The sequence below is a fragment of the Sphingobium sp. FW305-3-2-15-F-TSA7 genome (assembly GCF_058787155.1).
This window is the reverse complement of the sequence record NZ_JBYSZM010000012.1, coordinates 64381-87222: the sequence shown is the minus strand read 5'-3', so window position 1 is coordinate 87222 and position 22842 is coordinate 64381. Positions and strand designations below refer to the sequence as shown.

Here is a 22842-nt window from a genome sequence, read left to right as displayed (position 1 = left end):
CGCCGGACGCTGTCAACTTCACTGTTGATAGAGCGCTGGGTCATGGCGTCATTCGCCGCTGTGCTGATGGCGCCTCAGAAAAACAGGCTTACGCCGGTCAGAGGAGGGATGAATGAAAGGACGCACGATCGATTCGTTTCAGATCGCATTGCTGAGCGGAACGGCGCTCGTCGCGGCGATCGCGACGCCGGCCATGGCTCAAGAGGCGGCCGCCGCAAGTGCCGAGGCCGAACAGGCGCCGCTGGACAGCGGCGACATCATCGTCACTGCGCAGCGGCGCGAGGAAAGGCTGTCGAAGGTGCCCGTTTCGGTCGTCGCCTTTGGCGCCGACGTGCTCAAGACCCGGGTGATCAACAGCGAACAGGATATGGGCTCGCTCGTGCCCGGCCTGCTCGTGAAAAACGGTCAGAACTCAAATCAGCTGAGCTTCAGCATGCGCGGCCAGACGCTGGATCCCTTTTCGGGCACCAGCCCGGCGGTGCTGACCTATGTCAACGAAGCCCCCTATATTCCCAACAACACCGCGACGTCGCTGTTCGACCTGTCGTCGATCCAGGTGCTGAAAGGTCCGCAGGGGACGCTGTTCGGGCGTAACGCCACCGGCGGTGCGGTTCTCTATTCCACGCCGATGCCGGGCAATGAGCTGAAGGGCTATCTGACGCTTCGCGCCGGCGAGCGGAACAGTTTCCAGGCCCAAGGCGCCATCGATCTGCCGATCGCCACCGACAAGCTCGCCGTCCGCCTCGCCTTCGACTACACCAAGGCGGACGGATATATAAAGAACGTCAACACCGGCAACACGCTGGGCGACAAGAACAGCAAGTCCGGACGCATCACGGTGGTTCTGAATCCCACCGAGACGATAAAGAATACGCTGCTCGTCCAGTATAGCGATGTCAGGGGCAGTGAAGGCACCGGAAATCTCTACAATTATTATACGATGGGCGGCATCGGCAGCCAGCGTATCAACAACGGCATCAGCTCGACGCTGAACACCAATGGATTTGCCCTGACCAGCACGCTCGACACGGTCTATAATGTGCTGTCGGGTTCGATCAGGAACACGCAAGGCAATTTCATCGGCGACAGCAATCTCACGCCGGGGCCGGCTTATGGGCCGGGCCGTTTCCCGGGCGGGGTGGCGGGCTATGCGGCCTGGTCGCGCGCCAATCCCTACAAAATCTGGCTGGAATTCGATCTTCCGCACAAGGCGCATAACACCTATGTGACCAATACGACGGAAATCGAAGCCAGCGATACGGCAACGATCAAGAATATCTTCAGCTATATGAAGGGTTATTCGCGCACGCCGGGAAATCTTGCCGGCGGTCCTTTCGGGGCATTGTGGCTCTACAATAAGCCCAACAACACGACGGGTCTTTCCGGAGAGGGTGGCCCGGGCGGCCAGACCTTCAAGTCGGAATATATCAGCGAGGAATTGCAGATACAGGGCAGCCTCGATGAAGGCAGGCTCGATTACACGGCGGGTGTCTATTATTCCAAGGCCAAGAGGTTCGAGATCATTCCGGTCAATGTCGGGTCCGATCTCGATCCCGTGACGGCCGCGCCGTTCGGGCTCCCCGCGGATATCGACTATACCTATCGCGCCCGGAATTCGTCCAAGGCGGTCTATGCCCAGGTCAATTACAAGGTCACCGACCGGCTGACCGCCGTTCTGGGCAGCCGCTACACCTGGGAGAATGTCTCGCTGGCGCAGGCGCCCGGCAATGTCTTCGGCGATACGACCTATATCCCGCAAAAGCGCAAGCTGTCGGCGCCGGCCTGGACCGCCAGCCTCCAATATCAGATCGATGACGACAATATGGTCTATCTCTCGCAGCGGGGCAGCTTCCGCGCGGGCAATTTCAACGGCACGGTGGCGCCGGTCATCGCCGCGCCGAACACCAATTTCTTCCGCAACGAATATGTGAAGGACCTGGAGTTCGGCTACAAGTTCAACGGCTCGATCGGGGGGCTGCGCTCCCACCTCAATACCGCGATCTACCACAGCATCGTCAAAAAGGGGCAGCATGCGGTCTATGCGGTCATCCAGGGCAATCCGGCCGGCTTCACGCTGAATGTTCCCGAAGCAAAGATCACGGGTGTGGAAGTCGATGGCGGAATCGGTCTCGCCAGCTGGCTCGATCTGAGTTTCAACCTCGCCTACACCGATGCGAGATATACGAAGAACCGTGTGAATATGGAGCCGCTGACGGGTCAGGCCGGCTATTTCATCACATTCACCTCCTATCCCGATACGCCGAAATGGTCGGGTTCGATCGCCGCCGATCTCAAATTGCCGGTTCCCGACAGTCTCGGTGAAATGCGTCTCCGCGCCGATCTTTATCGGCAGACCAAGACCTTCTTCTCGAGCAACGAGGGGTCGGTCACGCCGGGCACGAGCCTGAAGGGCTACACCACGATCAACCTGCGCTATAGCTGGAATGACATCATGAACAGTGATTTCTCATTGGGTGTCTACGTCCAGAACGTGGCCAACAAGCTCTATTATGTCTCGGGTTACGCAATGGGTGCTTCGGGTGGCTACAATACGGCCTATCCGGGGGCTCCGCGGACGATCGGCGCCGAAGTTTCGGTCAAGTTCTGAAACATGGGGCGCATCGGGCCGATGACGATCGCGCATCGGCCCGACTGCCTGACCAACACCGCAAATGAGATTGGGAAAGAGACTCCATGAATCGTCTGGATGGCAAGGTCGCACTGATCACGGGCGCGGCGCGCGGCATGGGGGAATCGCATGCCCGGCGCTTCATCGCCGAGGGCGCGAAAGTGGTCATGACCGACCGTTCCGAGGCGCAGGGCCGGGCGATCGCCGATGCGCTTGGCGCGAACGCCCTGTTCCTCACCCATGATGTGACCGATGCCGGGCAATGGGCGGATGTCGTCGCCAGGGCCGAACAGGCCTTCGGGCCGATCACCATCCTCGTCAACAATGCCGGAATCCTGGGGCCGATGGCCAACACCGTCGACCTGACCGAGGCCGATTACATGCAGGTCTGCGCGGTCAACCAGCATTCGGTTTTCCTGGGCATGCAGGCGGTGCTGCCGTCGATGCTGCGCGCGGGACGGGGCTCGATCGTCAACATCTCCTCGATCGCGGGCATGGTGGCCAATTACGGTTTCCCGAGCCTGGCCTATGTCGCGAGCAAATTCGCGGTGCGCGGCATGACCAAGGCCACGGCGATCGAATATGGCCCGCACAATATCCGCGTCAATTCGGTGCATCCGGGCTTCATCCTGACGCCGATGATGGTGGAGGCGACCGACGAGGTCGGCGGCGATGCGCTCGCGCAGATCCCGCTCGGTCGGCTGGCCGATCCCGATGAGGTGTCACAGCTCGTCCTTTTCCTGGCGTCGGACGAATCCTCCTACATCACCGGCACGGAGCATGTCGTCGACGCCGGAATGATCGCGCAATGACAAAGGATGATGACGCCGTGAGCATGAATGACATCGAAAAAATGGTCGAGCAGAAGGCGATCGAACGGATGATGTTCGACTATAGCTATGCGCTCGACATGAACCGGCCCGACACGCTCGCCGCCTTGTTCGTCGAGGATTGCGAAGTCAGCTACGCGCCCAATTTCGGCGCGTCCGGCATGGACGCCTATAAGAAGACGCTCGAGGGCATCGGCACCTTCTTCAAGGGGACGTCCCACCACAACAGCAATATCGTCGTGGATTTCGTCGGCCCAACCGAAGCCAATGTGCGTTCGATCGTGCTTGCGATCCATCGCTATCAGAAGGAACGGCCCGACGGCATATTGTATGGCCAGTATTTCGACACCGTCGTGAAGGTCGATGGCGCGTGGAAATTCAAGCGCCGCGAGCTTCGTACGACGCTCACCACCGATTATCACGTCCGGGCGTCCAACCCCATCGGCCGCGAGGCGTGACCCTTGCGCGCTGATTATGAGCATATCCGCATCGAGCATGCCGGTCCGCTCAGCTGGATCGTCCTCGATCGGCCCGAGCGCGCCAATGCGCTGTCGCCGGCCCTGCTCGACGAATTCTCCGACGCGCTCGAACGCCTGAAGACCGAGGGTGGCCCGGTGCTCGGGCTGCGCGGCGAGGGCAGGGGCTTTTGTGCCGGGATGGATCTTGCTGCCTATGGCAGCGGGGACAAGGGGCCGGCCGATCCGATGCTCGACCGTGACCGGCTGCACCGCAATGTCGAGCGCTGGCTGGCGATGTGGGATCATCCCAAGCCCGTGATCGCCGCCGTCCACGGCTTCTGCATGGCGGCGGCGGCGCAGATGTGCGTTTTTGCTGACATCACCATCGTCGCCGACGATGTCCGCATCGGCGAGCCGACCGTGCCGATCGGCGGCGGCTTCATCGCACCCGCCTGGGTGTCGCTGGTCGGCGCCAAGCGCGCAAAGGAGTTCGCTTTCGTCCCGGGCAACTGGATCGACGGGCCGACGGCGGTCGAATGGGGCTGGGCCAATCATTGCGTGCCGGCCGCAGGGCTGCTCGATGCGGTCGCGTCGCTGGCGGATCGGATCGCGCTCACGCCGCCCGAAGTGCTGCGCCTCAAGAAGCTTTCGATCAATCGCGCCGCCGAGGCTGCCGGCTTTCGCCAGGCACTGTCCGGCATCGCGGAGATCGATGCCCTGCTGCATCTCGCGCCCGCCGTGGTCGAGATCCGCGCCCGCATCGCCGAGCGCGGGCTGAAGGCGGTCATCGCCGAATATAAGGTTCCGCCGACGACCCCGCTCGTCGCACCGACCAAGGAGTAGTGAGTCCGTGTCCGATCTAGAATTCACGGTCGATGGCCATGTCGCCCATGTCCGGCTCAACCGTCCGCAGGGATTGAACGCGATCACGCCGGCGATGGATCGGGCGATGTTCGATGCCTGGGCGGCGATCGACGCCGATCCCGACATCTGGGCGGTGATCCTCTCGGCCGAAGGCGAAAAGGCCTTCTGCATTGGCGCCGATGTTTCGGGCGGCACCGACCGCAGCGGCCGGATGGCGCTTGCCGGCGGGCTCACCGGCATCGGCGGACCGCTGGTGAAACTCAGGAAGCCGATGATCGCCGCGGTGCAGGGCTTCTGTGTCGGTGGCGGTTTCGAACTGGCCATGTGCGCCGACATCATCGTCGCCGCCGACACCGCGCAATTCGGCCTGCCCGAGACCAAGGTGGGCATTATCGGCGAATGCGGCGTCGTCCATCGCGCGATCCGCCAGCTTCCCTATCATATCGCGATGGCGATGATCCTGACCGGCGAACGGATCAAGGCCGATGCGGCGCAGCAATATGGCCTGGTCAACGAAGTGGTGGCCTATGCCGATCTCGATGCGGCCGCGCGCAAATGGGCCGACAGGATCAACGCCGCCTCACCGCTCGCCGTGCAGGCGGCGAAAGCGGCAGTGCTTGGCCGGCTCGGCCATCCGCTCGAAGTGGCGTTGATGACCCGCTTCGAGGAGATCGAAGCCTATCACGACGCCGCCGACCGGCTGGAGGGGCTCGCGGCCGCTGGCGAGCGCCGCAAGCCGGTATGGACGGGCCGGTGACGACCCGGCTCGATCCGGAAATCGACGGCGCGACCTTTCGCCGCGTCCTGGGGCATTATCCGACGGGGGTCTGTGTCGTCACCGCCGTCGAGCCCGACGGCATGGCGACCGGGATGATCGTCGGTTCGTTCACCTCGGTGTCGCTCGATCCGCCGCTGGTGGCCTTTTTCCCGGACCGGCAGTCGACGAGCTGGCCGCGCATCGCGCGCGCGGGCCGTTTCTGCGTCAATGTGCTTGCCAGCGACCAGCAGGATCTGTGCCGCCGCTTCGCCGCGAAGGGCGGCGACAAGTTCGCGGGCGTCTCCCACCGCCTGTCCGCCAACGGCTCGCCCGTGCTCGACGATGTCGTGGCCTGGATCGATTGCACGCTCGATGCGGTCCATGAGGCCGGCGATCATTTCATCGTGCTCGGCCGCGTGCGCGAACTCGATATCGCGCGCGCCGACGAACCGCTGCTTTTCTTTCGCGGCCAATATGGCAATTTCGCCCCCTTGCTGGATCCAGGCTGTGAGGCGGGCGCATGACCATCATCGAGGATCGTCTCCGGCGGCTTGAGGATCGCGCGGCGCTCGACGATCTTGTCGTGCGTTATTTCCTCGCCGCCGACGGCGACGATCTCCAGGGCGTCGGCGCGAGCTTCGCCGAACATGCGAGTTTCGCATCGTCGGGCATGATCAACGCCACCGGCCGGCAGGGCATCGTCGATTTCATCGCCGGCGCCCGCGCCCATATGGGGCTCACGGTGCACACGCCCAATTATGCGCTCTACAGTTTCGCCGACGCCGATCATGCCACGGGCCTGATCGGCGCGCATCTCGAACTGGTGCTGGGCGGTCAGTCGCTGTTCGGCGCGGTGCGCTATCAGGACGATTATGTCCGCACCGGCGAAGGCTGGCTGATCATGCGGCGCGACATGCGCACCGTCCATATCGCGCCTTGGAGCGATGTCGGCGAAGCGATGCGCTCCGATGCCCCGGTGCGCTGGCCGGGGATGGCGCCGCTGCCGTCTGACTATCCGCGTCGTGCGGACCCGACGGCGAACGAGGGTCATTGATCCCGGCTGACGATGCCGCCGGATCCATCCCCGCGCCGGGATGACGGATGCCGGGTGGTGATCGCCCCGGACCAGCCGGGGCGATCACCATGTCGGTCAGGCTTCGCCGCTCAGATGCTTCTGCGCGGCCTTCTTGGCCGCGGTCGCGGTCTTGCGCCCGCCGGTCCCGGACGTGGCGGCCTTCGGGGCGGCCTTGGCCGGAGCCTTCTGACCGGGCTTGCGGCCCAGGCCGATCTTCTTGGCCATCGCGCGGCGCGCTTCCGAATAGGTCTCTGCGACCATGGGATAATCGGGCTTCAGGCCGAAACGCTCGCGATATTGTTCGGGGGTCAGGCCGTTGGTCGAAAGATGGCGGCGCAGCGTGCGATAGGGCTTGCCGTCGATCAGCGAGATGATGTGATCCTTCGACGCCAGCGATTTCCTGACCGTGACTGCGGGCTGATAGTCGGGCTGCGCCTGGACGGGCGACGGCGCCGGCGTCTGGGCCGCAACCAGCTCCGTGACGGCGCCATGCATGGACTTGAGGAAGGTCGGGACATCGTCCGCGCCGGCTCTGGTATTGGGGTTCGACAACCATGCCATGGTCAGGTCGGCGGCAAGTTCGACCGTATTGATGGGGTCTGCTTCGGCGTTGGATTCGATATCGACGTCGGACATGTCCAGCTCCTTGTGGGGCGCAGTTTCTCGGGGCGGTCGCGGTCCTATCCAAAATGGACCAAATTGCCAAATACCGTCGGGCGCGCCGCCGATCGCCGAAAACCGGGCTGGGCGAATTGCCCGGCAGGAGGGGCCGCAATCTGCTCCGTCCCGGCTTCGTCTCGCCTCGCCGACCGGCCCGGCGCTGCCCGTTCGCGAATCGGCTTGAGAAAAGCAGTGAAACCAAGCGTCAATGCTGGGACGAACGGCCATTATAGGTCCGATCTGGGTCGGCGGCTGCACTCTCCGGCTAGCAGCGCGGAGACGTTCAGTCGGAAGAGATCATCCTTATCTCCCGGCCGATCCACGCTCTGAATGCCTCGAGCGGCGGGTGGTTTTCGTGCGTGTCGGGCCATGCCAGATAATAGCCCTCGGGGCTCAGATAGGCGCCATCGACAGGCTTGACGAGGTCCCCTCGAACCAGTTCCCGTTCGATCAGCCGTTCCGGCAGAAGCGCTATGCCGAGCCCGGCGCGGGCGGCCTCGATGACGAGGGCGAACTGGTCGAACAGCATGCCATGGACTTCGCCGGGGTCCACGCCCATCGCGACGAACCAGCGTTCCCAGGCATTGGGGCGGGAAACGAGATGAAGCAGCGGCGCGTGCACGAGATCCGCAGGGCCGGTGCAGGCCATGCGCGCCATCAGCGCCGGACTGCAGGCGGGCACCAGTGTCTCGTCCATCAGGAAATCCAGCCCGGCGCCGGGCCATTCGGGCTGGCCGAAATGGATCGCGGCATCGACCGTGTCGAAGCGGAAGTCGAACGGGATGATCCGCGTGGCCAGATTGACGGTGATCTCGGGATGCTCCGACAGGAAACGCGGCAGCCTTGGGGTGAGCCAGCGCGCACCGAAGAGCGGCAATACGGCAATGTGCAGGGAACTCCCGCCCGGGTTCGCCCTGAAGCCCAATGTGGCGTTGGAAATCCGGTTCAGCGCATCGCGGACTTCGCGGACATAGGCATTGCCGGCCAGCGTCAGATGGACTTTCTGCTTTTCGCGATGGAACAGGGGCGCCCCCAGCATCTCTTCCAGGGCGCGGATCTGCCGGCTGACCGCGCTCTGCGTCAGCGACAATTCGCGTGCCGCAAGCGTGAAGCTTTGCGTGCGCGCCGCCGCCTCGAACGCAGAGAGCAGCGCAGTCGGGGGAAGAAAACGTCGGGGGATCATGGGTCATTCCAATATGGAACCAACTCAGTCGAAATCCTCGTTTGATTGCCGGATTTCCTGAATGGTAATTCCCAATCGGCATGAATTATGCCTCTGTCAATTGGGGGCGGGGGATCAGATCGTCGCATGAATGGGGATCCGCACAGCCACGGATTGTGGGAGGCGTCGGCACCTGCCGCTCCACCAACCCAATCGCTGTCGTCCGATATGACGGCCGATGTCGCGATCGTCGGTGGCGGCTTCACGGGATGCTCGGCCGCATATCATCTGGCAAGCGCGGGCCGGTCGGCGATCATTCTCGAAGCCCGCGAAATCGGCTTTGGCGGATCCGGTCGCAATGTCGGGCTGGTGAATGCCGGCATGTGGGTGATGCCCCACGACCTTCTGGCATCGCTGGGCGACACCTATGGCGAACGCCTGCTCACCCAACTTGGCGAAGCGCCGCGCCTCGTCTTCGATCTGGTCGAACGTCTGGGGATCGATTGCGAGGCCGTGTCGCGGGGTACGCTGCACTGCGCGGTCGGGCGCAAGGGGCTTGCCGAGATTGCGGAGCGTGCGCGGCAATGGCAGGCGCGTGGCGCCGACGTCGAACTGCTCGACGCCGGGGCGGCCGAGCGCCTGGTCGGCAGTCGCGCCTATATGGGCGCATTGCTCGATCGCCGCGCCGGAACGATCCAGCCCCTCGCTTATGTCCGTGGGCTTGCCGACCGTGCGATCCGCGAAGGTGCCCGCATTCACACACAAACGCCGGCCCTCGCTTATGAGGATCTCGGTTCCGCATGGAAGGTAACAACCCCGAGCGGAAGCGTCACTGCGCCCTGGGTGATCCTGGCGACCGACGCCTATTCGGGCGCGGGTTGTTCGGCCCTCAAGCGCGAGCAGGTCATGCTGCCCTATTTCAACCTCGCGACCCGGCCGTTGAGCGAGGATCAATTGTCGGAAATCCTGCCCGAACGCCAGGGCGCCTGGGACACGAAATCCATCCTGTCATCATTCCGTCTCGACCGCCGCGGCCGCCTGATCTTCGGGAGCGTCGGCGCATTGCGACACGGCGGCAAGCGCATCCATATCGATTGGGGCAAGCGTGAGCTTGCGCGCCTGTTTCCCCGGCTTGGCCCCGTCAGTTTCGAACATTGCTGGTACGGCATGATCGGAATGACCGGCGACGCGATGCCGCGCCTGCATCGGCGCGGGCGCAACATGGTGTCGATCGGCGGTTTTAATGGCCGCGGCATCGCGCCGGGTACGACTTTCGGCCGAGACCTTGCGCGTCTGGTGCTGGGCGAAATCGTGCTCGAAGACTTCCCGCTGCCGCTGACCGATTTGCGCGAAGCGCCGTTCCGATCGGCCCGCGCGGCATTTTACGAAGCCGGCGCACAGCTGGCGCACTTCACCACCTCCCGATTCCAGCAATAGCCATTCAAGGACCATCAGATGACCAATGCGCTTGCCATCGAAACCCGCGACCTCCTGGTGAAGATGGACGTCGATCCAGCACTTCTCCAAGGCGGAACGCTCACCGTCCGTTCGCCGATCACCGGCGACGTGATTGCCGAGCTGAGCGAAACGACGCCCGCACAGGCCGAGGCCGTGATCGCCGCTGCGCAAGCCGCCTTTCTCGCATGGCGTCGCGTGCCCGCACCTCGGCGCGGTGAGTTCGTCCGCCTGCTCGGCGAGGAACTTCGTCATGCGAAACAGGATCTCGGGCGCCTGGTTTCGCTCGAAGTCGGCAAGGCGCTGTCCGAAGGTCTCGGCGAAGTGCAGGAGATGATCGACATCTGCGACTTCGCGGTCGGCCTCTCGCGCCAGCTTTATGGTCTCTGCATGCCGTCCGAGCGTGGCGACCATCGTCTGACCGAACAATGGCATCCGATCGGCCCGGTCGGCGTCATTTCCGCGTTCAATTTCCCGGTTGCCGTCTGGAGCTGGAATGCCGCGCTCGCTTTCGTCTGTGGCGACAGCGTGGTCTGGAAACCCTCGGAGAAATCGCCGCTGACCGCGATCGCGGTCCAGGCGATCGTCGCGCGCGCGCTCCGGAAATTCGGTGAAGATGCTCCCGCGGGGCTTGCGGGGTTGGTCATCGGTGGCCGCGAACTCGGCGAATTGCTCGTCGACGACATCCGGCTTCCCGTCATCTCGGCGACCGGATCGACACGCATGGGCCGCATCGTCGGCGAACGCGTCGCCCGGCGTTTCGGCAAGTCGATCCTCGAACTCGGCGGCAACAATGCGTCGATCGTAACCCCTTCGGCGGATCTCGACCTGACATTGCGCGCGGTCGCGTTCGGGGCGATGGGCACGGCCGGCCAGCGCTGCACGACGCTCCGCCGCCTGATCGTGCATGAAGATGTCTATGATCGGCTGATCCCGAAACTGGCCGATGTCTACCGGACCATCGTCATCGGCGACCCGCGCGCGCCCGAGACATTGGTCGGACCGCTGATCGACGGCGATGCGTTCGCGGCGATGGAGCGCGCGATCGTCGCGGCGCGGGCCGCCGGCGGAACCGTGCATGGCGGTGGCCGCGTCGACGTCAACGGCGATGCGTCCTTCTATGCGCGGCCGGCCCTCGTCGAGATGCCGGAACAGGCGGCCTGCGTCCGTGAGGAAACCTTCGCGCCGATCCTGTACGTGCTGAAATATCGCACGTTCGACGAAGCGGTCGCGCTGCAGAATGGCGTGCCGCAGGGACTCTCCTCGTCGATCTTCGCCACTGACATGCGCGAGGTCGAGCAATTCCTGTCGGCCGCGGGCTCCGATTGCGGCATCGCCAACGTCAATATGGGCACTTCGGGCGCCGAGATCGGCGGCGCGTTCGGCGGCGAGAAGGAAACCGGCGGCGGGCGTGAGAGCGGTTCGGACAGCTGGAAGGCCTATATGCGGCGTCAGACCAATGCCATCAATTACGGCCGCACCCTGCCGCTGGCGCAGGGTGTGCGGTTCGATGTGAACGCCGATGCCGCTTCGTGAGGGCGTTCACCCGTCCAGAAAGGCAATGAGGCTGCGGGCCAGATCGTCCGGCGCTTCGAGCGGGGCGAGATGTGCCGCCTCGAGATCGAGATGGACCGCGCCAGCAATGTGGGCGAGCATCAGGTCGCCGTGCCCGGCGAACGGCGTCGAGCTGTCGCGCGATCCCGTCACCACGACGGTCGGCGCGGTGATGCCACCGATGCGATCGGCCAGGTCCATGTCGCGGATCGCGGCGCCGCAGCCCGCATAGGCTTCGGCATCCATCGCGAGAAGCTGGCGAAGCAGGGTTTCGCTTATGCCGGGTTCGGCCACCCGGAATTGATCGGAGAGGAAGCGCCCCATGGCGAGCGCCGCGATCGCCGGCATGCCGTCGCGGCGCACCGTCGCGACCCGCGCTTCCCAGGCCGCCTTGTCCATGGCTGCGGATGTGCAGATCAGCGCGAGCTTCGCGACGCGAGCCGGCTCGCGCAAAGCAAGCTCCATGCCGATCATGCCGCCGAGCGACACGCCGGCAAGCGCGAAACGGTCGAACCCGGCCGCATCGGCGACGGAGATCACGTCGCTCGCGAGCAGGGCGAGCGAATAATCGCCTGGTTCGGCACGCGATGCGCCATGGCCGCGCGTGTCGATTCGGAGGATCGCGAAACGGTCGCGCAGCGTCGGGACGACCATGTCCCAAAGCCCCATGTCGGTGCCGATCGAATTGAGCAGCAGCAGGGCTGGGCCCTCGTCGCGGCCTTCGCGTTTCCAGTAGAGCCGGGCGCCCGGCACATCGGTGAATGGCATGTCAGGCCGCCGCCGCTTCCGCCGATGCACGATGGTCGAAAGGCGCGCCGGTTTTTGCGATGACCTCATCGAGACCCACCCCGGGCGCCAGCTCGACGAGGCGCATCGATCCGGCGTCCTTGTCGATGGCGAACACCGCGAGATCGGTGATCACCATGTCGACCACGGCTTTGCCGGTCAGCGGCAAGGTGCAGGCCTGAAGGATCTTCGGGGCGCCATCCTTCGAGACATGGTCCATGACGACGACGACGCGCTTGACGCCGGCGACGAGGTCCATTGCGCCGCCCATGCCCTTCACCATCTTTCCCGGGATCGTCCAGTTCGCGAGATCGCCGTTCGACGCCACCTCCATCGCGCCGAGCACCGCCATGTCGATATGGCCGCCACGGATCATCGCGAAACTGTCGGCGGAGGAAAAGAAGCTTGAAGTCGGCAGCGCAGTGATCGTCTGCTTGCCCGCGTTGATCAGATCCGGGTCCGCCTCGCCTTCATAGGGAAAGGGGCCGATGCCGAGCATGCCGTTCTCAGATTGCAACGTGACCTTGAGCCCTTCGGGCACATGGTTGGCAACGAGCGTCGGAATGCCGATGCCGAGGTTGACGTAGAATCCGTCCTGCAGTTCCCGGGCCGCACGCGCGGCCATCTCATCGCGAGTCCAGGGCATCATGCCATCTCCCGGGGGCGTGTGGTGAGTTTCTCGATCCGCTTTTCGTTGATCGTCGAGAGGATGATGCGATCGACATAGATGCCCGGCGTGTGGATGCAGTCCGGATCGAGCGCGCCCGCCTCGACGATCTCCTCGACCTCGACCACGGTCAGCCGCGCGGCGGTCGCCATGTTCGGATTGAAGTTGCGCGCGGTCTTGCGGAACATCAGATTGCCTTCGGTGTCGGCGCGCCACGCCTTGATGATCGCGAGGTCGGCGCGCAGCCAGGTTTCGCGGACATAGTCCTTGCCCTCGAAGGTTTCGACGGGCTTGCCCTCGGCGACGACGGTACCGACGCCGGTGCTGGTGTAGAAAGCGGGAATGCCCGCGCCGCCGGCGCGGATGCGCTCGGCAAGCGTGCCCTGCGGATTGAGCTCGAGCTCGAGTTCACCCGAGAGATATTGCTGCTCGAACAGCTTGTTCTCGCCGACATAGGACGAGATCATCTTCTTCACTTGCCGGCTTTCGAGCAGCATCCACAGTCCGAAACCATCGGCGCCGGCATTGTTGGAGATGATCGTCAGGCCCTTCACCCCGGCCTTGCGGATTTCCGGGATCAGGCTTTCGGGATTGCCCGACAGGCCGAAGCCGCCGGACATGATCGTCATGCCGTCGAACAGCGCGCCCGCAAGCGCGTCGGTGGGGGTTTCGAAGATCTTCGTCATGTGATGCCTTTTCAACTAACCCAGGTCGCCACCGGCCACGGGCACGATCGTGCCGGTGATGTAGCTTGCTTCATCGGAAGCGAGGAACAGGATCGGCGCGATCTGTTCGTCGAGCGATCCATAGCGTTTGAGGAATGTCGATCCGGTCACCTGCGCGACGGCCTCATCCATCCATTGCCGCTCGCGCGCATCGTTGCCATCGGGGTTGCGCGGCACGCGCCGCGGCGGCGCTTCGGTCCCGCCCGGAGCGGTCGCGACGACGCGTATTCCGGCCGACGCATATTCCATCGCCAGGCTCTGGGTGAGGGCGTTCACTCCACCCTTCGCCGCGGAATAGGGCAGCCGGTGAATGCCGCGCGTCGCGTTGGACGAGACATTCACGATCGTGCCCTTGCCCGCGGCCAGCATGGCGGGAAGGGCGGCGTGGCAGCAATAAAGCGTCGGCATCAACGAGCGGCGGATTTCGGCATCGATTTGTTCCGGCTCGAATTCCGCGAATGGCCGCATGCGGATCGCGCCACCGACATTGTTCACCAGAATGTCGATACGGCCGAACGTCTCCATCGTCGCCGCGATCGCGTCGCGCGCGCCTTCATAGGTTTCGAGGTCGCATGTAAAGACATGCGCAACGCCGCCGGCCGCGCCGATCCGCGCGGCGATCTCCGAGACGGTGTCGGAGCGGTCGATGAGCATCAGGCTTGCGCCTTCCTGCGCCGCGCGCACGGCAATGCCGGCACCGATGCCCTGGGCGCTGCCGGTGACCAGCATCACCTTGCCGGCAAAGCGTCGGGGGAAGATCGGCGCGCTTGCCATCAGACGTGATAGATATCGATGACTTGGTGGATATAGTCGTTTTTCAGCACGACCTTCTTACGGCCGATCCGGGGAGCGGGGCCCGACAAGTCGATCGTGCAGAAACTGGTGCCGAAGAACTGGCTGGTCTGCTGCATCCGGTGGCTCAGTGTGTGCCAGTTGTAGCGAATGTCGACCTGGTTCCCGCGACGCTCGACGATTTCGACATTCGCCACCGAATGGCTGGTGCGCGGTTCGGGCGAGCTCGCTGCCGAGCGACCGGTGTTGAGCCGGTACACGCGATCTTCGAGGCCCTGCCGGTTGGGATAATAGATCAGCGAAATCTCGCTATGGGGATGTTCGGTCAGCGTGTCATCGTCTGTCCAAGCCGGCATCCAGAATTCGGCATCGTCGGTATAGCATTCCAGCCATTCCCCCCATTGCCGGTCGTCGAGCAAGCGGGCCTCGCGATAGAGGAAGTCGCAGATCGCCTGATAGTCCGCGCTCATTCCGCAGCCTCCGGCAACGTCGCCGGCGCGTCCCTGTCGATCGCGGCGAGAAGCGTCTCCGCCCAATAGGCATGCTGCCTGACGAACAGGCCTTCATCCTCGCTGCGCTCGCTCGAAAGCAGCGGATTCATGCCCATCGCCCTGGCATTCTCGTCGGGGCCGGCGATCCAGCGCCGCGCGCCGCGGCTCAGATCGTTCCAAAGCGCGCCCGTGCCCGAATAGGATGACTGGCACGCGCGGAATTCCTCCAGGTCATCGGGCGTGCCCATGCCGGACACGTTGAAGAAATCCTCATATTGGCGGATGCGCGTGGCGCGGTTCTCGGCGCTCTCGCCCTTGGGGGCGAAGCAATAGATGGTGACTTCGGTCTGGTCGACGCTGACCGGCCGGACCACCCGGATCTGCGTCGAGAACTGGTCCATCAGGAACACGTTGGGGTAAAGCGCCAGATTGCGGCTCTGCGTCACGATGAAGTCCGTCCGTTCCGTGCCCAGGCGACGTTCGAGCGCATCCTTCTGGGACCAGATCGGGCGAACCTCCGGATTGAGCACGCGCGTCCACAAAAGGATATGGCCGCGCTCGAAGCCGTAGACGCCGCTGACCGCCTTCGACCAGCCATCGGCATCGACGGCCTTCGTACCGCCCTCGGCGCGGCGGGTCATCGTCGAGGCGTAATTGGCGTGCACCGAACTGACATGATAGCCGTCGCAACCATTCTCCATCTGGAGCTTCCAGTTGCCGTCGAAGAGATAGGTCGAATTGCCGGTGAGGATTTCGAGGCCTTCCGGCGCCTGATCGACGATCTGGTCGATGATGACGCGCGTCTCCCCGAGATGGTCCTCCAGGGGAAGGACATCGGGGTTCATGCTGCCGAACAGAAATCCGCGATAATTCTCGAAGCGCGCGACGCGCGCCAGATTGTGCGAGCCGTCACGGTCGAAACTGTCGGGATAGGCTCCGGAGCTTGCATCCTTCGCGCGGAGCAAGCTGCCGTCGATCTTGAAGCTCCAGCCATGAAAGGGACAGACCATGAGCGGCTGGTTGCCGCGTTTGCGGCGGCATAATTTGGCGCCACGGTGCGAGCAGGCGTTGACCAGCGCATTGATCGATCCGTCCCTGGCGCGGGTCAGCACGACCGGTACCCGGCCGATCCAGGTCGTGAAGAAATCGTTGGCCGCCGCAACCTGGCTTTCATGGGCGAGGTAGACCCAGTTGCTCTCGAAGATATGCGTCATTTCGAGTTCGAAGAGCGCAGGGTCGGTGAATGCGTCCCGCCGGCAGCGGAAAACGCCTGCCGTCTCGTCTTCGACCACGGCGGTGGCCACACGGTGCCGCAATGCAGTAGCCATGTTTTCGTCCTTCTTGCCGATCACTCGACGGCAGCGCGCCTCCGCGCCGAGAATGCCTCATCGTCCTTTTCGCTGGACCGCTGCAGTTCGAAATCGAACGCGATATAGGCCGTGTCACCCTGGCGGCTCGGAACGGGCAGGAGCCCTTCGCGCGTGCCGAAGGCGAAGTCGTCCGCCGCAAAGGGATCGTCACCGAAATTGATCTGGGTGGTCAGCGTCCGATAGCCCGGCGCTTCGACGAAGAAGTGGACATGGGCCGGGCGGTTGCCGTGCCGGCCAAGCGCCTGCATCAGCGTTTCGGCCGCCCCGCCGGGGGGGACGCTGTAGCCGTTGGGCATCTTCGAGCGGAATGCATATTGCCCGTCCGGGCCCAGCTTGATGCGGCGGCGATTGTTGAAGGGGGATTGCTCACCCGTCGGGTCGAAATGCGAGTAGAAACCCTTCGAGTTCGCGTGCCAGACATGGAGCATCACATCCTGGACGAGCTCGCCGTCGGGGCCGGTCACGCGACCGGTCATGTGGAGGGTGTCGGTGTCGTCGGGATCCTCGCTCAGGTCGACATTGCCTTCGACGATCGGGGCGCCTTCGACATAAAGCGGGCCCTCGATCGTGCGCGGCGTTCCGCCGTTGCGCCCGGCCTCCGCATCCTTCGCATCCATATAGAGGTCGAGGAAATGCTCGAGGCCGACGCCGGGAACGATCAGGCCGAATTCGCCTGCGCCGTTCTGCAGATAGGTGACGGCAGACCAGAATTCGCTCTCGCTGACATCGTGGCGCACAATGATCGTCATCATGGCTTCGAGCAGGTCGCGCAGGATCGACTTCAGGCGAGGATCGCCATCGGCTCCATCAAGCCCTGCCGCGCGATCGAGCAATTGCTGCACCGCCGCCGTCTTCACGAAATTCTCGTTCATAATGTCTCTCCTGATCTTGTTGTTGCGGCGCCGGTCAGCGGTCGTCGTCGTGCATCGACGAGGGATGCCGGCAAAGTGCGGTCACGCGGATCGTCATGAAGGGATAGAGCGGCAGCCCTATCAGAAGGTCATGGAGCTGGGCGTTGCTCTCGACGTCGAAGATGCTGACATTCGCGTAGCGACCGACGACGCGCCAGATGTGACGCCAGGTTCCGGCTGCCTGCAATTGCTGAAAGCGCTCCTTTTCCGCGGCTTTCAGGCGCGCAGCCTCGTCGGCGTCGAAGCCGGGTGGAATGTTCACGTCCATTTCGACCATGTAGAGCATCGTTCAGGCGCCTCCCGAAACGGCGTGGAGCGTAGGTGCGGTGCGATCGCGGCGGAAGAATGCGACCTTGGCTTCGTCGAGCGTGATCCCGAGGCCGGGCCCGGTGGGAACGGGCATCGAGAAATCGCGATAGGCGATCGGCTCGGCCAGTATCTCCTCGGTCAGCAGCAGCGGCCCGAACAGCTCGGTTCCCCATTCGAGCGTCGCGAACGTCGCGAAGAGATGCGCCGAGGCGATCGTGCCGACTCCGGCTTCGAGCATCGTGCCGCCATAAAGGCCTATCCCGGCGGCCGAGGCGATGCCGGCAACCTGCGCGGCGGCGTGCAGCCCGCCCGATTGCGCGATCTTCACCGCGAAGACCTGTGCGGCTGCGGCCGATGCGAGCGCGAAAGCCGTTCGCGGACCGTGCAGGGCCTCATCCGCCATGATCGGCACTATGTGGCGCGATGCCAGGCGTGCGAGCGCCGGTACAGCGCCGCCGGCGATCGGCTGCTCGACGAGATCGACCCCCGCGTCGCGAAGCAGTGCCATGCCGCGATCCGCCTGTGCTTCCGACCAGTTCTGATTGACGTCGACGCGGACGCTGGCCCGCCCCTCGACCGCGCGGCAGATCGCGCCGACATGTTGCGCGTCCGCCTCGACGCTGCGCTTGCCGATCTTGAGCTTGAAGATGTTGTGGCGGCGCGTGGCGAGCATTTCCTCGGCCTCTTCGATGTCGCGCGCGGTATCGCCGCTGGCCAGCGTCCATGCGACTGGAAGCGTGTCTCGCACCCGGCCGCCGCCGATCAGTTCGGACACGGGAATGCCGAGGCGCTTGCCCGCCATATCCAGCAGCGCGGTCTCGACGGCGCATTTGGCGAAATGATTGCCTTTCACCGACCGGCCGATCACTGCCATCGTTTCGGCGACCCGCTCCGGATCGCAATGCGACAGGATCGGCGCGATATAGGTATCGATCGCCGATTTGATACTTTCAGGACTCTCTTCGCCATAGCTGAGCCCCCCGATCGTCGTCCCTTCGCCGACACCTTCGAGACCATCCGAACTGCGCAGCCGGACGAGGACGATCGACTGGCGGGACATGGTCGCCATCGCCAGAACATGCGGGCGGATCGTTGGAATATCGACGATGCAGGTATCGACTGCCGCGATCTTCGCCATGTGATGCACCCTCAGCCAAACCGGTATTCGCTGATGGGGTAAGCGCGGTGAGAGCCATACTCAAAGACCATTTGGGTGCGATGAGAATACCTGTAAAGTATCGGAATGAACCTGCGTCAGCTCCAATATTTCGTCACGCTTGCGGCCGAACGGAATTTCAATCGCGCCGCGGAGCGCCTGAACATGGCGCAACCGCCGTTGAGCCGGTCGATCCGGCAGCTCGAGGAGGAGTTCGGCGCGGACCTGTTCGACCGGACCGTGCGGCCGCTCCGTCTCACACCCGTCGGCCGCCTGTTCCATGAGCAGGCCAAGCAGGTGCTCGATCGGGTCGAAAGCATGCGATCGATGATGCAGTCCGCCGCTGCGAACGAGCGGCGGCGTTTCACGATCGGTTTCGTCGCATCGACGATCTATGCCCGGCTTCCGGAGCTCATCCGGGCCTTTCGAATGGAAGCGCCCGATGTCGAGCTGGTGCTGGTCGAAAGCAGCACGCTCGATCAGATCACGGCGCTGAAGGAACGGCGGATCGATGTCGGCTTTGGACGGATACGGTTCGAGGACCCCGCGGTGAGCCGTACGGTGCTGCGTCACGAACGCCTCGTCGCCGCCTTGCCGGCGGGCCATCGGCTTGCAACCGGTGAGGGCGCGGTTTCGCTTCGCGAGCTCGCGGGTGAGCCCTTCATCCTCTACCCGCGTGCGCCACGGCCAAGCTATGCCGACCAGGTGATTTCATTGCTCAGGGATCATGCGATCGAACCGCAGATCGCGCATGAAGCCCGCGAGCTTCAGATCGCGATCGGTCTGGTCGCGGCGGAGGAGGGCATTGCGATCGTGCCGGAATCGGTTCGGCGATCGCGGACCGAGGATGTCGTGTATCGCGATCTTGTCGAGCCCGCGACGTCACCCATCATCCTGAGCCGGAGAATTGACGACAGCTCGATCGACCTGAGGACGATGTCGAAGGTCATCGTCAGCAATTATCGGGAATGGGGTTACGATATCCCGGAGGCGCTCGAATAGAGGACTATATGGCGGCGCTGCCGGTCTGACGCGAACCGCTCTTCGCATGGCGGCCCAGGCTGGAGCGTCCGTCGGTGAACCTCACCAACAGCCGTGCCAGCCTGTCGAGATCGATATTGGGCGAGCCGGCATCGGGAAAAACGCTGTGGCACAGTCCGGGCGCCACCACAGTGAGTTGAATGTCGCGCGACGCCAGATCGGCGAGCAGGGATTCGGAGACCTCCTCGACTGCGAACCTAGCCGCGTCGCAGGCTCCGGAGGCAGAGCCGGTATGATCGTCATCGACACAGCAGATGTTCAGGATGTGGCCCGAACGGCGCGCGCGCATATGAGGCAAGGCGGCGCGCGTGGTCGTCAGCAAGCCCAGTACATTGGTACGGAAAATGCGCCCCTTGTCGTCGTCGTCGCCCTTGTCGGCCGCGTCCGGGGAAGCGGCGCCGATATTGTTGATCAATATGTCGATTGCGCCGAAACGCGCGACTGCCGTTGCGATCGCGGCTCGGGCCTGTGTGCCGTCGGTCGTGTCGAGCGGCAGCGCAAGCAGGTTGCGGCGGCTGCCCATAGCCTTGGTGATCGCGGATCTGCGGCGGGCAGTGGCGACGACATTGTCGCCACGGGCCAGCGCCAGCCGGGCGATCTTCAAGCCAAGCCCGGATGACGCGCCGGTAATGAACCAGGATTTCACGATATCGAGTCCCATGCCGTGGCATCTTGCCGGCGTGGCCCAGCGGATGGAGGCGGTTCGCACGTCCGCTCCATGCCGCTGTACCGGGCGGATTTTCCCGCCCGCGATCAGCGGGGCCGCGGGCCGCCGAGATGGTCCATGAAGAAGCGCATGGTGCGTTCCACGCCGTAAGGCTCGGCGGCCACATGGTGGGGAGAGTCGGGGACGATGAGCAGATCGAATTGCTTGTTCGCGCGGACCAGCGCATCGATCATCTTGAAGCCCGACCGCATGGGCACGATCTCGTCGATCCCGCCATAGATCAGCAGGAGATTGCCCTTCAGCCGGTCGGCCAGGCGGACATTGCTGATGAGATCGAAATAGTCGCGCGCCTGTTTGGATTGCGAGGGCACGCCGAAGAAGCGCTCGTTGCTCGTGTCTCCGGGGAAATCGATCCATTCGCCGGGGCCGACGCTCGATACGCCCGCCTTGTAGAGATCGGGGTGGAGCAGCATCGATCTGAGCGAGCCGTATCCGCCGAAGGACTGGCCGGTGATGCCGACACGATCGAGATCGAGATAGGGCCGCGTCTTGCCCAGATTGCGTAGCGCCGCCGCATGATCGGTCGATCCGAAGGGATCCTCGGTCCCGCGAAACACATCGCGGAATTCGCGCGATCGATAGGCCGTGCCGCGCCCGTCAAGATAGACCACGATGAAGCCGAGCTCGGCGGTTGCCTGGGGCTGCATATAATCGAAATAGCCGCGGAAGGTTGAGGGCGCGAATTTGCCCTGCGGCCCCGGATAGGTCTGTTCGATCACCGGATATATCTTGTTCGGATCGAAATCGATCGGCTTGTAGATGACGCCGTAAAGATCGGTCTTGCCGTCCGCGGCCTTGACGGTGAATTGCTCGGGCGGCGTCCAGCCGGTGGCGCGCAAGGCGCTGTCGTCGGCTTCGGCCAGCTTGCTCACCAGCTTGCCGGATGCCGCGCGGATGACGAATTTGGCGGGCGCCGTCGCGGTCGAGAAGCTGTCGACGAAATAGCGGCCGCTGGGGGAAAAATCCGATCCGGGCCGCGGCCCTTCCCAGAAATCCTGATCCGCGTCGAATTCGTGGTCGGCGTCTTCGGGCGTCAGCAGTTGCGGCGTCCCGCCGTCGAGACCGACCCGGTACAGATGGCGATAATAGAGATTGCGTCCCTGCTCGCGGCCGGTCGCGGTGAAATAGACCTGCCGGTTCGCCTCGTCGACCCGCACCAGATCGGCGACCACCCACGGCCCTTTGGTCAGCTGGCGCTTCACGGCGCCGGTGGCGACGTCGTAAAGATACAGATGCCCCCAGCCGTCGCGTTCGGAATACCAGATTGCCTCGCGTCCGCTCTTCAGGACATGAACATTGGGGCGCGCATAATCATAGGGGTTGAGGCGAACGCTGAAGCGGCCGGTTTCGGTCACCACGTCGCGAACCTCGCCGGTTTTCGTGGCGATCCGGGTGAGGCGGTAGCGTGTGCCGCCCCGGTTGGCGGAGATGATGAAGGCGGCGTCGCTGGCCGCGTCCCAGCGGATGAAGCCGCCCAGCGTGAAATAGGGCAGGGCCCAGTCGTTGATCGATTGCGGGTCGAGCTTGACGGGCGTCGCGGTGCCGGCGCGGACGTCGATGATCGTCATGGCGCTGTCGGCGCGCTGCGGATCGCTGGGAACCGCCGCATGACGGACATGCATCACCGGATCCGTCCGGTCGGGGGGAAGATATTCGGTGAGGACCAGGCGCGCGGGCACGGCGCGCAGATCCTGCCGAAGCCCCAATATATAACGGCCATCAGGGGACCAGTGAACGCCCAGCAGCGGCGACGGCACGCCGGCGCGGCGGAGGTCGACCTTGGCCTCGTCGATATAGGCGTCGGTATCGCCATAGGCGAAATTCTCGACGCCATCGTGCGTCAGTTGCCGTTCCTGGCCGGAGGAAAGCTCGCGCAGCCAGAGATCATTGTCGCGCCGAAAGACGGCGTTCCTGCCGTCGGGCGACAGAACCAGGTTGCCGGGCTGATCCGCATCGGTGCTGGGAATGCATGATATCTTTGCGAGATCGCAGCGAAAGCGCGCATCCTCTATTCCCACGGTCAGCTGCCGGGGATCGTCCGAAAGCGTGAGCGATGTCAGTGAAAGGTTGTTGGCCTCGACCGCTTCACCGGTCGCCTTGCCGAGCGCCGCCGCCAGCGCCTGATGATCGAAGGCGGGGCGGCGGGCGCCGGTGGATGCGTCGACCAGCAGATATTCGCTGCCGTCCGCCCGTTCGTTTCGAAACCAGAAGCTGTCGCCGGAACCTGTCCAGTTCACCTTGATCGCGTGGTTGCGCACTTTCCTGCGCAGCTTGCCGCTCGTGAAGGGCATGGCCTTGCTCAGGCGCGCCGCGGCGTCGGGCGCGGGGCTTGCCATCACGCCGGTCGCGCCGCTCATCAGGCCGAGCGCGACCCCGGCGGCCAGATATGGCCGGAATCGAAGAATCTGACGTCCAATCACGCG

At 64.0% G+C, this 22842-nt stretch carries 23 protein-coding genes; 10 read left to right on the top strand and 13 right to left on the bottom strand.

What is annotated here, in order from left to right; all coding sequences use genetic code 11:
* The first annotated feature begins 112 nt into the window (after positions 1 to 112).
* The 7 genes from AC3WN8_RS11675 to AC3WN8_RS11645 all read left to right on the top strand — a co-directional run bounded on the left by AC3WN8_RS11675 (position 113) and on the right by AC3WN8_RS11645 (position 6592).
* On the top strand, positions 113 to 2608 hold the full coding sequence (locus AC3WN8_RS11675; RefSeq protein ID WP_492669592.1) for a TonB-dependent receptor: 2496 nt from the start codon (positions 113 to 115) through the stop codon (positions 2606 to 2608).
* Positions 2609 to 2694: 86 nt separating this feature from the next.
* Positions 2695 to 3441: an SDR family NAD(P)-dependent oxidoreductase gene (locus AC3WN8_RS11670; protein WP_492669591.1), complete on the top strand. Its 747-nt coding sequence runs from the start codon at positions 2695 to 2697 to the stop codon at positions 3439 to 3441.
* Positions 3442 to 3464: 23 nt separating this feature from the next.
* Positions 3465 to 3917 (top strand): nuclear transport factor 2 family protein, encoded by a 453-nt coding sequence (locus tag AC3WN8_RS11665; protein WP_492669666.1) that lies wholly within the window; start codon positions 3465 to 3467, stop codon positions 3915 to 3917.
* A gap of 3 nt (positions 3918 to 3920) precedes the next feature.
* Positions 3921 to 4760: an enoyl-CoA hydratase-related protein gene (locus tag AC3WN8_RS11660; RefSeq protein WP_492669590.1), complete on the top strand. Its 840-nt coding sequence runs from the start codon at positions 3921 to 3923 to the stop codon at positions 4758 to 4760.
* Between the two features lie 7 nt (positions 4761 to 4767).
* On the top strand, positions 4768 to 5538 hold the full coding sequence (locus tag AC3WN8_RS11655) for an enoyl-CoA hydratase/isomerase family protein (protein WP_492669589.1): 771 nt from the start codon (positions 4768 to 4770) through the stop codon (positions 5536 to 5538).
* A complete protein-coding gene (locus AC3WN8_RS11650) occupies positions 5535 to 6062 on the top strand; it encodes a flavin reductase family protein (protein WP_492669588.1) in 528 nt (175 codons plus the stop codon). Before AC3WN8_RS11655 ends, AC3WN8_RS11650 begins: the two co-directional genes overlap by 4 nt.
* Positions 6059 to 6592 carry a nuclear transport factor 2 family protein gene (locus AC3WN8_RS11645; RefSeq protein ID WP_492669587.1) on the top strand — a complete coding sequence of 178 codons (534 nt, stop codon included), beginning with the start codon at positions 6059 to 6061 and terminating at the stop codon, positions 6590 to 6592. Before AC3WN8_RS11650 ends, AC3WN8_RS11645 begins: the two co-directional genes overlap by 4 nt.
* Positions 6593 to 6688: 96 nt before the next feature.
* Here AC3WN8_RS11645 and AC3WN8_RS11640 read toward each other — a convergent pair whose 3' ends face one another.
* Both AC3WN8_RS11640 and AC3WN8_RS11635 read right to left on the bottom strand, forming a co-directional pair.
* Positions 6689 to 7249 (bottom strand): Ros/MucR family transcriptional regulator, encoded by a 561-nt coding sequence (locus AC3WN8_RS11640; RefSeq protein ID WP_492669586.1) that lies wholly within the window; start codon positions 7247 to 7249, stop codon positions 6689 to 6691.
* A gap of 307 nt (positions 7250 to 7556) precedes the next feature.
* Positions 7557 to 8456 (bottom strand): LysR family transcriptional regulator, encoded by a 900-nt coding sequence (locus AC3WN8_RS11635; protein ID WP_492669585.1) that lies wholly within the window; start codon positions 8454 to 8456, stop codon positions 7557 to 7559.
* Between the two features lie 126 nt (positions 8457 to 8582).
* Between AC3WN8_RS11635 and AC3WN8_RS11630 the strand changes: the two genes are divergently transcribed.
* Complete coding sequence (locus AC3WN8_RS11630; protein WP_492669584.1) at positions 8583 to 9872, top strand: NAD(P)/FAD-dependent oxidoreductase; 1290 nt, start codon at positions 8583 to 8585, stop codon at positions 9870 to 9872.
* 18 nt (positions 9873 to 9890) lie between these two features.
* The gene (amaB, locus tag AC3WN8_RS11625; protein ID WP_492669583.1) at positions 9891 to 11426 is read left to right on the top strand and encodes an L-piperidine-6-carboxylate dehydrogenase; all 1536 of its coding nucleotides are present in this window, start codon (positions 9891 to 9893) and stop codon (positions 11424 to 11426) included.
* Positions 11427 to 11432: 6 nt separating this feature from the next.
* Here the strand turns inward: amaB and pcaD are convergent, their stop codons facing one another.
* From pcaD to AC3WN8_RS11580, 9 genes are read right to left on the bottom strand one after another with little or no spacing between them, the layout of a single operon-like run.
* Positions 11433 to 12212, bottom strand: a complete 780-nt coding sequence (gene pcaD / locus AC3WN8_RS11620; protein WP_492669582.1) for a 3-oxoadipate enol-lactonase — start codon at positions 12210 to 12212, stop codon at positions 11433 to 11435.
* 1 nt (position 12213) lies between these two features.
* Entirely contained in the window at positions 12214 to 12876 is a 663-nt protein-coding gene (locus AC3WN8_RS11615) for a 3-oxoacid CoA-transferase subunit B (protein WP_492669665.1), read from the bottom strand.
* Positions 12876 to 13583: a CoA transferase subunit A gene (locus AC3WN8_RS11610; protein ID WP_492669581.1), complete on the bottom strand. Its 708-nt coding sequence runs from the start codon at positions 13581 to 13583 to the stop codon at positions 12876 to 12878. The genes AC3WN8_RS11615 and AC3WN8_RS11610 overlap by 1 nt, the downstream gene beginning before the upstream one ends.
* 15 nt (positions 13584 to 13598) lie before the next feature.
* Entirely contained in the window at positions 13599 to 14396 is a 798-nt protein-coding gene (gene benD / locus AC3WN8_RS11605) for a benzoate diol dehydrogenase BenD (RefSeq protein ID WP_492669580.1), read from the bottom strand.
* The gene (benB, locus tag AC3WN8_RS11600; RefSeq protein ID WP_492669579.1) at positions 14396 to 14884 is read right to left on the bottom strand and encodes a benzoate 1,2-dioxygenase small subunit; all 489 of its coding nucleotides are present in this window, start codon (positions 14882 to 14884) and stop codon (positions 14396 to 14398) included. Before benB ends, benD begins: the two co-directional genes overlap by 1 nt.
* Positions 14881 to 16233, bottom strand: a complete 1353-nt coding sequence (locus AC3WN8_RS11595; protein ID WP_492669578.1) for an SRPBCC family protein — start codon at positions 16231 to 16233, stop codon at positions 14881 to 14883. The genes benB and AC3WN8_RS11595 overlap by 4 nt, the downstream gene beginning before the upstream one ends.
* Before the next feature lie 20 nt (positions 16234 to 16253).
* Complete coding sequence (locus AC3WN8_RS11590) at positions 16254 to 17147, bottom strand: dioxygenase family protein (RefSeq protein ID WP_492669577.1); 894 nt, start codon at positions 17145 to 17147, stop codon at positions 16254 to 16256.
* Positions 17148 to 17181: 34 nt separating this feature from the next.
* A complete protein-coding gene (catC, locus tag AC3WN8_RS11585) occupies positions 17182 to 17472 on the bottom strand; it encodes a muconolactone Delta-isomerase (protein ID WP_492669576.1) in 291 nt (96 codons plus the stop codon).
* Between the two features lie 3 nt (positions 17473 to 17475).
* Complete coding sequence (locus AC3WN8_RS11580) at positions 17476 to 18633, bottom strand: muconate/chloromuconate family cycloisomerase (RefSeq protein WP_492669575.1); 1158 nt, start codon at positions 18631 to 18633, stop codon at positions 17476 to 17478.
* A gap of 105 nt (positions 18634 to 18738) precedes the next feature.
* On the opposite strand from AC3WN8_RS11580, the gene AC3WN8_RS11575 reads away from it, so the two are divergent.
* Positions 18739 to 19653: a LysR family transcriptional regulator gene (locus tag AC3WN8_RS11575; protein WP_492669574.1), complete on the top strand. Its 915-nt coding sequence runs from the start codon at positions 18739 to 18741 to the stop codon at positions 19651 to 19653.
* A 4-nt stretch (positions 19654 to 19657) separates the two neighbouring features.
* Here AC3WN8_RS11575 and AC3WN8_RS11570 read toward each other — a convergent pair whose 3' ends face one another.
* Positions 19658 to 20401, bottom strand: coding sequence for an SDR family NAD(P)-dependent oxidoreductase (locus AC3WN8_RS11570; RefSeq protein WP_492669573.1), 744 nt, complete (start codon positions 20399 to 20401; stop codon positions 19658 to 19660).
* Between the two features lie 44 nt (positions 20402 to 20445).
* A complete protein-coding gene (locus AC3WN8_RS11565; RefSeq protein ID WP_492669572.1) occupies positions 20446 to 22839 on the bottom strand; it encodes a S9 family peptidase in 2394 nt (797 codons plus the stop codon).
* Positions 22840 to 22842: the final 3 nt, after the last annotated feature.